The following is a 9972-nucleotide window of genomic DNA, read 5'->3' on the forward strand; positions in this document are numbered from 1 at the left end:
TCGATCCTCCGGCGCCGCCAACTGCGGGTGGGGTCGGAGGTGTTGAGGCCGGCGTTCGCGCTGGTGGCGCCGGTGCGGCCGGGGCCGGGGCCGGGGCCGGGGCCGGGGCCGGGGGGATCCTCACCGTCCGCCCGGTCGTCCACGAGGCCCGACCGGGTCAGATCAAGGCGTTCAGGCCGGGGCCGGGCCGGTGGAGCGGCGGACGACGAGCTCGGTGGGCAGGACGACCGAGTCGGGCGTGCCCCCGCCGCGCAGCTCGATCAGCGCCTGCATGCCCTGGGCGCCCAGCTCGCCGAGCGGGAGCCGGACGGTGGTGAGGGGCGGCTGGAGCACGGTGGCGGTGGAGAGGTCGTTGAAGCCGACGAGGGAGAGGTCCTCGCCGACGGTCAGGTCCAGCTCGGCGGCGGCGGCCAGGACGGCCATGGCCATGTTGTCGTCGTCGCAGATGACCGCCGTGGGGCGGTCGGCGGCGGAGAGCGCCGCGATCGCCCGGCCCCGGACGTCCACCAGGTCGAAGGGGGTGACGAGGCGGCTCGGGCTGAGCTGGGGGTGGCTGAGCACGCACTGGTCGAAGGCCTCCGCCCGGCGGGCGAACGTCCAGGCCGACCGTTCGGCCCGCAGGTGCATGATCCGCCGGTGGCCGAGGTCGACGAGGTGGGCGAGGGCCTTCGCCATGCCGCCGCCGGTGTCCATGGTCACCGTCGGGGTGTCGGGCAGCGGGGTGTCGTCGAGCACGGCCAGCGGCAGCCCGGTCCGCAGCTTGGCGACGGCCTGGGCGGACACCGAGCAGGCGATGACGCCGTCGAGCGACTGCCGGGGCGTCGAGAACGGGTCGCAGCCGTCCTCGGCGCTGAGCGGGAACACCACGACGCCGAGGCCTGCCTCGGCGGCGACCCGGGCCGCGCCGGCGTGGATGACGGCGAAGACCGGGTTCACGAGGGTCGGGACGACCATCAGCACGGTACCGCTGCTGCCCAGGCGCAGGTTGCGCGCCGACTCGTTGATCCGGTAGCCCAGCTCGTCCACCGCCGCCAGGACGCGGCGGGCGGTCTCCTCCCGGACCCGGCCCTGCCACTTTCCGTTGAGGACCAGCGAGACCGTCGATTGGGAGACCTTGGCCGCCCGCGCCACGTCGGTGGCGGTCAGGGCGCGCGACCGGTCTACTTCATGCATCACTTCCGCCAATCATCCGAAAGCGCCGGACACGGCCCGCCCGGCGGGCCCGGCCGGCCCGGCCGGCACCCGTGGCACGCGCGGTGCTCGCTGCGGCCATGTCAGCTCCGTCGGTGGCATGGTCGGCAGTCCGGCGGACCTCACGACGTTACGGAATTGTACGTGTGGGATCTGCACTCTCGATCCCCTTCGGTCGGTAACTGGGCGGCAGCGGTTGGTAGTCGGGGTGACGTCCGGTCACGTCGCCGGTCGGGCCTCGCCCTCCGCAGCCGGCTCGGCGGCGGGTCCGGCTCCGGCTCCGGCTGCGGTTCCGGCTGCGCCTCGCAGCAGGAGCACCGCGGCGCAGCCCAGGGCCGCCAGGACCCCGCCGGCGAGCAGGCAGGTCCGTGTCCCGTGGACGGACAGCGGGCTGTCGGCGGCGAGTTGACCGGCCACCAGCAGGACGGCCAGCCCGAGCGAGACGCCGAGCTGCTGGGTGGTGATCAGCAGGCCGCCGGAGAGGCCGTGTTCGTCCGCGTTCAGCTCGGCGGTGGCCGCCACGGCGGTGACCACGGCCACCAGCACCAGGCCGAACCCGGTCAGGCACGTGGCGGCCAGGACCCAGACCGCGGCGAGCCCGGTCAGCGGAGTGGCCGCGAGCAGCGCCATGCCCGCCGCGATCGCGGCCAGGCCCGTGACGCACGCCCGGGTCGTCCCGAGCCGGCGGTGCAGCGGGCCGGCGGCACGGGCGCCGAGGGCGGCGGCGGCCGCGTCGGGGAGCAGCGCGACACCGGTCAGCGCGTCGCTCCAGCCCAGGGCGTGCTGCATGAAGGAGGCCGCGAAGTACACCATGGAGCCGCCGGCCGCGGCGGCCCACGCGCCGGCGAGGTTGGCCCGCAGGACGTGGGGGCGCAGCAGGAACCGGCGCGGCAGTAGCGGCGCGGGGCGGCGGCCGTCGCGCCGCAGGAACACCGCGCCGGTGCCCGCGGCGGCCAGGGCCAGGGCGGCCACCCGCCAGGCGTGGGCGGACGCCTCGGGCAGCAGTGACAGGGTGGCGATGACGGTGGCGGCGCTGACGGCGAGCAGCAGTGCGCCCGGCACGTCCGGGCTCGCCTCGGCGCGCGCCGGTGTCTCGGGGACCAGCCGCCGGGTGAGCGCCGCGGTGACCGCCGCCAGCAGTGCGCAGGCCCAGAAGACGGCCGGCCAGCCCGCCAGTTGGGTGAGCACCCCGCCCAGGGCGGCGCCGGCGGCGAAGCCCAGTGAGGCGCCCGCGCCCCACCAGGCGAGTGCCGCCGTCCGCCGGGGGCCGGTGCAGAGCGTGGTGATCAGGGCGAGCGCCGCCGGGGTGGCGGCTGCGGCGGCCGTCCCCTGGGCCACCCGGAACGCGATCAGCAGGGCGAACGTCGGGGTGACGGCGGCCGCCACCGAGGCGGCGGTGAAGCAGGCCAGGCCGGCCAGCAGCGTGCGGCGCGGGCCGTAGACGTCCGCGAGCCGGCCCCCGCACAGCAGGGTCGAGCCGTAGGCGAGGGCGTACCCGGACAGCACCCACTGGAGGTCCCTGGCGGGTACGGCGAAGTCCTGGGCGAGGGTGGGCAGGGCCACGTTGGCGATGGAGAACTCCAGCGCGACCAGGACCTGCACCAGGCACAGGACGGCCACGGCGGGCCGGAGTCGGCCGTCCCGCGCCGGGAGGTCGGAGGTCATGCAGCGCTCTCGTTCGGGTACAGGGGCAGGTGGAGCAGGCTGGTCACGGACGGCCGCTCGTCGCCCTCGGTCGCGACCGCGAGGACCTGGACGATCTCTCCGCCGGCCTGCCCGACCAGGGCGTCCAGCGCGGCCAGGGTGCCGCCGCTGCTGATCACCTCGTCGATCACCGCGATCCGGCGGCCCCGGAGCACGGCCGCGTCGTCCTCGCCGAGGACGAGCTCCTGGACGCCGGCGGTGCCGATGCTCTGCACGGGGACGCGCAGCGGCGCCGCCATGTTCGGGCGCACCTTCTTCCGGGCGATCCGGTACGGCTTGCCGGCCTTCTCGGCGAGCTTGTGCGCGAGCAGGATGCCGCCCGACTCGGGGCCGAGGATGATGTCGACGTCGTCGCGCAGGCGGTCGGCCAGTGCGGCGGTCGCCGCGTCGACGAGCTCGACGTCGCCGTAGAGCTTGAGGAAGGCGATGCTGACGGTGTCGCTCACGGCGACCACCGGGAGTTCGCGCCGGACGTCGCCGATACTGATGGGCTGGGTGCGCATGGAGAGGTTCCTTGGGTTGGGAGGAGGGGTGCGGGGCGTGACCGGGGCTGTGTGAGGCGCGGTCGGGGGTCAGGCGTGGGCGGCCAGCGAGCGGTGCAGCTCGGGCAGCAGGTTGTCGAGCGGGGTGCGGTTGGGGAACACCGTGCTCCCCAGGACGAGTTGGTCGGCGCCGGCCGCCACCATCCGGCCGGCGGTGAGGGGGCCGACCGCACCGTCCGCCTCGACCCGCTCGATCAGCCCGCGCTCGCGCAGCCGGGCCGCCTGCGCGATGGTGTCGAGGGCCTCGGCGCGGAACGGGCGCCCGGCGCCGCCGGGTACGACGCTCATCACCGTCAGCCGGTCCGGGCGGACCGCCTCGACGGCGGCCATCGAGATGGACTCGTCCGGGTCGACGGCCAGGGCGACCGCCGTTCCCTGCGCGGCGATGCCGCGCAGCAGCAGCGCGACCTTCGGCGTCAGCGAACGCTGGTGCACGCAGATGCTGGCCGGGCCGCGGGCGGCGACCTCCTGGAGCAGCAGTTCGGGCCGGGCGAGCATGATGTGGACGTCCACCGGCAGCGGGCAGTTGCGGCGCAGGTCGCTGATGGTCTCCAGGGGGAGCCCGAGGGCGCCGCCGAACGCCGGGTCGACCAGGTCGACGTGCAGGCGGGAGACGCCGAGGCCTCCCAGGGTCTCGATGTGCTCGCCGAGCCGGGTCTGGTCCAGGCACACCACCGACATCGACAGCTCGGGGCGGGCGAGTTCGGGGACGGTGCGGCGGGTTTCGGTGGTGACGGTCATGCGGGGTCCTTGAGTGCGTAGTCGTTCAGCGCGCGGCCGTTCGGTCCGTGGGCGGGCGTGCGGTCCTGCGTCAGCCGCTCCGCCAGCGCCTGGGCCATCCGGGGGACGGCGGGGGTGCTGGTCAGCCCGTCCAGGGCGGTGCGGCGGCCGCCCGAGTCGGTGGTGCGGACGCGGTGCAGGATGCGCCGCTCGCGCAGCCGGGCCAGCCGCTGCGTGCCACCGGCCGTCAGCCGCAGGTGGGTGGCGACGACGTCGATCCGCGCATCGGCGGCCCACCCGCGCAGCGCGGCGCAGACCGTCTCGACGGTCGCCGCGCTGGTGATCAGGTCGTCGACGATCACGGCGTGCCGCAGCCCGTCGAGGGCGTCGTCCGCCCCGTGCAGGGTGACCTCGACCCGCTCCGGGCCGAGCCGGCGCTTGTCGGCGACCAGGGCCGGCAGGCCCAGCGCGGCGGCGAGCGTCCGGACGTGCTCGCCGGCGCCGCCGTCGGGGGCCACCAGCACGGTGCCCGGCTCGACCAGCTCGGCCAGCACCTCCAGGTGGATCTCGTGCACCGGCAGGAAGGTCAGCCGGGTGCCCGTGCCGGCGAACAGCCCGGTCAGCAGGTCCTGGGCGCCGGAGGCGAGTGTGACCAGTTCGGTGATGCCGGCGGCCGCGGCGAGATCGGCCAGCAGCGCCGCCATGACCGGTCGGCGCTGGCCCGGCACGTGCCGGTCGTGCCGCGCGTAGGCGAGGTGGGGGATGACGGCGACGATCCGTCCGGCGCCGTGTTCCCGGTAGCAGCGGGCCGCCGCCAGCAGGCTCATGATCGCCTGGTCGGGAGAGGCGTGGTCGCCGGTGACGGACTGGCAGAGGACGACCGTGCGCCCGGCCGCCTCGGCCGGCAGGTCGATGCACAACTCGCCGTCCGGGAAGCGGGTTTCGACGTTCTCGTGGAGTTCCACCGGGCGGCCGGTGGCGCTCAGCGTGTCGGCGACGACGGCCGTCTGGCCGGGGAAGTCGGCGGCGAAGGCCGCGCAGGCGGCCACGATGATCGCGGTCACGGCTGCGGCTCCGGTACGCCGTGGAGCGTGCCGCCGACCGCACCGCGGGCGCCGTCGTCGACCAGCCCGAGCGCGGCCCGCAGGTCGTCGCCGTCGTAGCGGTGGGCGGCCAGCGGGACGAGGTTGGCCGTGGCGTTCACCGCGACGGTGCGGGTCAGCGTCTCGAACAGCGGGACGTCCGAGTCGGAGTCGCCGAACGCGATCGTCCGGGCGGCGTCCAGGCCGAGCCGCTGCTGGAGGTCCCGGACCACGCGCGGCTTGTCCTCCGGGTCCAGGATGTCGGTCGGGTAGGTGGAGGCGAAGACGTGGTCGAAACCGGTGAAGCACTCGGCGAACTCGCGCGGCGCCATGGTGATCAGGCAGGTGGTCACGGACCGGGCCCGCAGGGCGGCCAGGGTCTCGGTCACCCCGCCGATCTTCGGGCAGGCGTCGAAGGCCCGGCGGTACAGGTCGGTGCCGGCCCGGGCCCAGGACTCCAGGGCGAGTTCGGCGAACCGGGTGCTGTCGATCAGGCCGGCCCGGTAGTCGCGCTCCAGCCGGTCGATGAGCTCCGGGTCGCCGGCGGCCCGGGCGATCTGCTGGCAGGCGGTGGTGCCGGGGAGCAGGGTGCCGTCCATGTCGAAGACGGCGAGCCCGACCGGGGCGGCGGTGACGGGGGTGGCGGTCACGGGGTGCCTCACACCCCTGCGAAGAGGTGGGGCAGGGCCTGGTGCTCGGCGAAGGAGGCCAGGATCTCCTGCGGGCTGTCGCTGACGATGATGTTGTCCAGGTACCGCTGGTGGACGAAGCCCTCGTCGGCGGCGTGCCGCAGGAAGGCCAGCAGCGGCTGGAAGAAGCCGTCGGTGTCCAGCAGGGCGCAGGGCTTGCCGTGCAGGCCCAGCTGCGCCCAGGTGAGCACCTCGAAGAGCTCGTCGGCGGTGCCGAACCCGCCGGGCATCGCCACGAACGCGTCGCCGAGCTCGACCATGCGGGCCTTGCGCTCGTGCATGCCGGAGACCACCTCCAGCCGGCTCAGGCCCCGGTGGGCGACCTCGTGGCGGACCAGGTCCTCCGGGATGATGCCGGTGACCGTCCCCCCGCCGGCCAGGGCGGCGTCGGCGACGGCGCCCATCAGGCCCGTCGAGGCGCCACCGTAGACGAGGCCGAGGCCGGCCTCGGCGAGTGCGCTGCCGAACGCGGCGGCGGCCTGCCGGTGGGCCGGGCGGCGGCCGTGGGAGGCACCGCAGTACACGGTGATGTGGCGCAAGGGAGTCGTCCTGTCTCTGGGAGGGGTGGAGGTTTCCGGGTCGGAAGGGAGGGAGGGGCTCAGCGGGCCGGCGGTGCGCCGGCGCCCCGGCGGCCGAGGAGGTACGGCACGGCCAGGCCGGTCAGGGCGAACACCGCCCCGAGGCCGAGCCAGCCCGGGTAGCCGTGGTCCACCACGGCCGTCGACAGCACCAGGGGGCCCGCGACGGCCACACCGGTGGCGCCGAGCTGGTAGATGCTCAGGTAGTAGGTGCGCTGCTCCGCCGGGGCGAAGTGGTAGGAGATGCCCCAGCCGCCGGCCGACTGCCACAGCTCGCCCAGGGTCAGCGGCACCGCCGCGAGCAGCGTCAGGGCGCCGGCCAGGACGGGCCCCACCGAGGCGATCGAGGCCGTCAGCACGCAGAACGCGGCCAGCGCCGCGCCGGCGGCCCACTGCTTGCGGCCGGCCCGCGCCACGTCCTCGCCGCCCCGGCTGAACCGGACCTGCAGCGCGACGGCCAGCACGGTGTTGATCACCAGGGCCGCGCCGATGAGGCCGCGCGGGGCGTCGGTGTGCGTGACGATCCACAGCGGGAAGGCCACCGAGAGGATCGGCACGTGCAGGTAGAGCACGCCGTTCGCGAGCGACAGGAGCAGGAACCTGGGGTCGCGGAAGGGCAGCAGCCGGTCCCCGAGGCGGGCCGCGGGCCGGTCCGGGCGGCCGTCGCTGGGGCGGGGCAGGCGCAGCCGGGTGAGCAGCGCGGCGGTCGCCAGGAACGCCAGCGCGTTGGCCAGCACGAAGCCGACGTAGGCGGTGACCGAGCTCGCCACGGTGATGACGACCGTGGCCAGCACGGCGGCCAGCGCGTACGCGGAGTTCCGGGCCACGGCGATGAACGCCATCGCCTGGACCGGCGAGCCTTCCTCGGTGGTGCTGCCCGCGACGGACTGGATGATCGGCCCGACCGCCTGCTCGACGGCGCCGATCAGGCAGGCGACCGCCAGGAACGTCGGGAAGTCGTCGACGAACGGGTAGACCAGGAACGAGGCCCCGCGCCACAGTTGGAGCGCGGTCAGGGTCGGTCCGTCGCCGAAGCGGTCGGCGGCACGGCCGATCGGGATGGCGCAGGCGACGCCCAGCAGGCCGGCGATCGACAGGCCGGTGCCGACCTGGGCGGCGCTCAGGCCGATGACCTGGGTGTAGAAGAGGGTCGAGCCGGCCAGGAAGAAGCCCCGGCCGAAGGCGTCCACGAACGCGACGAGGACGAAGACCCGGGCCGTCCGGGAGGCGGGCAGCCGGTCCAGCGCGCGCCGGGTGAGCGCGCGTACGCCTCTGGGGGCGGGTGCTCCCACGTCCGCGCCGCGGGTCGGGCTGGGCTGCGCTCCCATGGGCTGCTCCTCTCTTCGTTCTGTCGGGGTCGGGGTCGGGGCTGGGGCTGGGGCTGGGGCTGGGTGGGTCGGGGCGGAGGCGGTCAGCTCACGGTGATCCGCACGGCCTTGCGGACGTCCTCGTCGAGCTGCTCCAGCTGCTCCGGGCCGGGCGCGTCGAACAGGGCGGTGACGACGCGCCCGAAGGAGTCGGTCAGCGGCCCGAGTTCGGCGCCGCGCGCCTTGAGCACGAGCACCTTCCGCAGCCCGGCGGGCGCGTCGGCGGGGGCGGCCTCGACGCCCGGCCACAGACCGTGCTCGACCACCCAGAACGGTTCGTCGGCCGCCGGCCCCTCGAGCGTCACGTCCGCCAGCGTGCCGGGGAGGTGGTCGAAGTAGACCTGCCGGGCCCGGCGGCGCGGCTGCGGGTGGTCGACCGGCAGTCCGAGCGCCGCGTCCACCACCGAGGCCTCGATCGAGGCTCCGGTGGCCAGCTCGTAGAGGTGCAGGATGCCGTCGCCCGGCGGGCGGGCGGCGATCTCCATCAGCGCGACCCGGCCGTCGGGCAGGATGCGGTACTCGCCGTGGGCCATCCCGGTGCCGAAGTCGAGCCGGGCCAGCGCCGCCGCCTGCGTGCTGCGCAGGAGTTCGGCCTCGTCCTCGCTCGCGTTGCCGGCGGGCAGGGTGTGGCCCATCTCGACGAAGAAGTCGCCCTCGTGCTCGTTGGTCGCCTTCTGGGTCACCGCGGAGAACACCGGGCGGCCGTCCACGACGATCGTCTCGACGCTGAACTCCCTGCCCTCGACGCGCTGTTCGAGCAGCACGGGCGCCGCGTCGGGGCCTCGCGCGTCGAGGTAGCGGTCGGTCTCGGCCTGGTCCCGCAGCACCTGGACGCCGATGCTGCAGTACAGGTCGAGCGGCTTGGCGATCAGCGGGTACCGGCCGGCCACGGCTGTGCGGAGCTCCTCGCGCGGGGTGCTGGAGAGCAGCGACAGCGGGCTCCACTCGGCGAGGTAGCGGCGCTGGAGGTGCTTGTTGCGGCAGACCCGGGCCGCTCGCAGGCCGACGCCGGGCAGGCCGAGCAGGTCGGCGGCGAGGCCGGCGGGCTCGACGAAGGACTCGGAGGAGTTGAAGATCCCCCGCACGTCGTAGTCGCGGCTCCAGGCGGTGACCTGGTCGAGGATGCCGGCGGTGTCCTCGGGCGGGAGGAACTCCAGGCGCTCGACGGCCTCGAACGGGTGGCCCGGCGTGCCGACGTAGGAGACGGCGACCTGCTCCAGCGGCCACTGCGGCGGCCCGGTGACGACCAGGCTGCGCAGTCCGCGTGCGGCGATCGCCCGGAGGTAGGCGCCGGCCTTGGGCAGGTCGGTGAAGAGGACGAAAGCCGGCGGACGCGTCCTGGTGGCGGGCATGGTGGGCTCCTGGAATGGCTGCGAGGGGGGTGCTGCGCCGGTCACGCGGTGAAGCACGAGACCCGGTCGGCGACGTCGTCGCGCTCCCGCCGGACCGGCGGGCCGGAGGACCGGTCGGGGGTGCCGATGTCGAGGGAGCCGAGCAGCCGCTCGCCCGGCCGCAGGCCGAGGAGTTCGGCGGCCGCGGTGCTCTCGCAGAGCCGGCCGGTGCGCCAGATGCTCCCGTACCCGCGGACGTGCAGCAGGAGCATCAGGCCGTACGCCATGGAGCTGGTCGCGGCCAGTTGCTCCCACTCCGGCACCTTCGGCCCGGTGACCGGGCTGAACACCAGCAGGGCCTTCAGCGGCGCCCGGAGGGCCTTGCGCGCGATCTGCTCCCGCTCCTCGGCGGTGGCCTCCTGCGCGGCCTCCTGCGCCAGCCGGGCGGCGAGCGGCTCGCGGTCGGCGCCGCGCAGCAGGATCCACCGCCAGGGCCGCAGCCGCCCGTGGTCGGGGGCGGCTGCCGCGCCGTTCAGCAGGTAGATGAACTCCTCGTCGCCGGGCGCGGGTTCGCTGAGCCGCTGCTCGCTCCGGCGGGTCAGGACGGCGGTCATGACGTCCACTGCTTCGGTCCCCCAGTGAGAATTCGGTGGTCGCAGGCCGCGGGGGGGGCCCGGGGGGCGGGGGGGGGGGCCCGGCGGGGCCCCCGGGGGGGGGGGGGCCGGGGGGGGTGGTGGGGGGGTGTGGCGGGCCCCGGGGGGCGGGGTG

At 75.4% G+C, this 9972-nt stretch carries 10 protein-coding genes; all 10 read right to left on the minus strand.

The features are described from left to right. Window positions 1-171 precede the first annotated feature (171 nt). Window positions 172-1173 (minus strand): LacI family DNA-binding transcriptional regulator, encoded by a 1002-nt coding sequence (locus ABZW03_RS12545; protein WP_355255692.1) that lies wholly within the window; start codon window positions 1171-1173, stop codon window positions 172-174. Window positions 1174-1410: 237 nt separating this feature from the next. Then, window positions 1411-2856, minus strand: a complete 1446-nt coding sequence (locus ABZW03_RS12550; RefSeq protein WP_355255666.1) for an MFS transporter — start codon at window positions 2854-2856, stop codon at window positions 1411-1413. Further along, entirely contained in the window at window positions 2853-3398 is a 546-nt protein-coding gene (locus tag ABZW03_RS12555) for a phosphoribosyltransferase family protein (RefSeq protein WP_355255668.1), read from the minus strand. Before ABZW03_RS12555 ends, ABZW03_RS12550 begins: the two co-directional genes overlap by 4 nt. A gap of 69 nt (window positions 3399-3467) precedes the next feature. Then, window positions 3468-4178 (minus strand): hypothetical protein, encoded by a 711-nt coding sequence (locus ABZW03_RS12560; RefSeq protein WP_355255671.1) that lies wholly within the window; start codon window positions 4176-4178, stop codon window positions 3468-3470. Next, entirely contained in the window at window positions 4175-5221 is a 1047-nt protein-coding gene (locus tag ABZW03_RS12565) for a ribose-phosphate pyrophosphokinase-like domain-containing protein (RefSeq protein ID WP_355255674.1), read from the minus strand. The genes ABZW03_RS12560 and ABZW03_RS12565 overlap by 4 nt, the downstream gene beginning before the upstream one ends. Beyond that, window positions 5218-5889: a haloacid dehalogenase-like hydrolase gene (locus ABZW03_RS12570; protein ID WP_355255677.1), complete on the minus strand. Its 672-nt coding sequence runs from the start codon at window positions 5887-5889 to the stop codon at window positions 5218-5220. Before ABZW03_RS12570 ends, ABZW03_RS12565 begins: the two co-directional genes overlap by 4 nt. A gap of 8 nt (window positions 5890-5897) precedes the next feature. Beyond that, window positions 5898-6467, minus strand: a complete 570-nt coding sequence (locus ABZW03_RS12575) for a TIGR00730 family Rossman fold protein (protein ID WP_355255680.1) — start codon at window positions 6465-6467, stop codon at window positions 5898-5900. 59 nt (window positions 6468-6526) lie between these two features. Then, window positions 6527-7834, minus strand: coding sequence for an MFS transporter (locus ABZW03_RS12580; protein ID WP_355255683.1), 1308 nt, complete (start codon window positions 7832-7834; stop codon window positions 6527-6529). 83 nt (window positions 7835-7917) lie between these two features. Further along, a complete protein-coding gene (locus ABZW03_RS12585; protein ID WP_355255686.1) occupies window positions 7918-9225 on the minus strand; it encodes an ATP-grasp domain-containing protein in 1308 nt (435 codons plus the stop codon). A 41-nt stretch (window positions 9226-9266) separates the two neighbouring features. Continuing rightward, window positions 9267-9818 carry a nitroreductase gene (locus ABZW03_RS12590; RefSeq protein WP_355255689.1) on the minus strand — a complete coding sequence of 184 codons (552 nt, stop codon included), beginning with the start codon at window positions 9816-9818 and terminating at the stop codon, window positions 9267-9269. Between the last annotated feature and the right edge of the window lie 154 nt (window positions 9819-9972).

The organism is Kitasatospora sp. NPDC004799, assembly GCF_040609095.1.
Classification (GTDB): Bacteria; Actinomycetota; Actinomycetes; order Streptomycetales; family Streptomycetaceae; genus Kitasatospora.

Bases quoted from the DNA above. Each gene is read 5' to 3' on its own strand.
- ABZW03_RS12550 (WP_355255666.1), bottom strand. From the start codon at position 2,856: ATGACCTCCGACCTCCCGGCGCGGGACGGCCGACTCCGGCCCGCCGTG.
- ABZW03_RS12585 (WP_355255686.1), bottom strand. From the start codon at position 9,225: ATGCCCGCCACCAGGACGCGTCCGCCGGCTTTCGTCCTCTTCACCGAC.
- ABZW03_RS12580 (WP_355255683.1), bottom strand. From the start codon at position 7,834: ATGGGAGCGCAGCCCAGCCCGACCCGCGGCGCGGACGTGGGAGCACCC.
- ABZW03_RS12590 (WP_355255689.1), bottom strand. From the start codon at position 9,818: ATGACCGCCGTCCTGACCCGCCGGAGCGAGCAGCGGCTCAGCGAACCC.
- ABZW03_RS12560 (WP_355255671.1), bottom strand. From the start codon at position 4,178: ATGACCGTCACCACCGAAACCCGCCGCACCGTCCCCGAACTCGCCCGC.
- ABZW03_RS12545 (WP_355255692.1), bottom strand. From the start codon at position 1,173: ATGCATGAAGTAGACCGGTCGCGCGCCCTGACCGCCACCGACGTGGCG.
- ABZW03_RS12555 (WP_355255668.1), bottom strand. From the start codon at position 3,398: ATGCGCACCCAGCCCATCAGTATCGGCGACGTCCGGCGCGAACTCCCG.